Below are 667 nucleotides of genomic sequence, written 5' to 3'. Positions count from 1 at the left end.
GTATCCCATTCGCCAGTAGGGCCCAAACGTAAATAGCAATCGACCGCTCCTTCCGCCACCAAACACGCTTTTAGTGCTGCAGAACCGAGAGGAATTAAGTCGTAGTTCCAAGCGCTGCTCATGCGGCTGGTGATACGATTAATGTCTTGGCGACGGCTGATAGCAATGGCAATGTTTTGTCCTGCTTGTTCATGTTTGTGCGTGTGGATTTTCACGCTTTCAGACATGTCTGGGATTTTCCACGCACCTTTGCCGCTGTATGCGTAATACGTGACGCCAGAAACAGGCCCATACACCACGCCCATCGCAGGCTTGTTGTTGTCAATTAATGCAATGATGGTCGCAAAGTCGCCACTGCGTGCGATGAATTCTTGTGTGCCATCTAATGGGTCGACCAACCAATAACGCTGCCATTGTGCGCGCTGCTCTAAGCTGATGTCGGCGGCTTCTTCAGACAACACGGGGATGTCTGGTGTCAGTTCACTTAAACGTTCAGTGATGAGTTTGTGCGCGGCAATATCGGCGCTTGTGACCGGTGTTTCATCACTTTTGGTGTACGCTTCATATTGCTTTTTCTCGTAGATATCGAGAATCATTTGTCCCGCACTGCGGGCAATTTCGATAACTTGAGGAAGCAGGTGAGATAGATCTTTTGTCATTGGCATAG

Annotated in this window: 1 protein-coding gene; it reads right to left on the bottom strand. The window is 49.3% G+C overall.

Going from position 1 to position 667, the window contains the following annotated elements:
• Nucleotides 1–665: 3'(2'),5'-bisphosphate nucleotidase CysQ (gene cysQ / locus R7P74_RS26860; RefSeq protein ID WP_318123709.1), on the bottom strand; the 665-nt coding region annotated here is incomplete at its 3' end.
• Nucleotides 666–667: the final 2 nt, after the last annotated feature.

This window comes from Vibrio sp. 2033 (assembly GCF_033339735.1).
The sequence above is the reverse complement of the archived record's forward strand: the minus strand, read 5'-3'. Positions and strand labels throughout refer to the sequence as shown.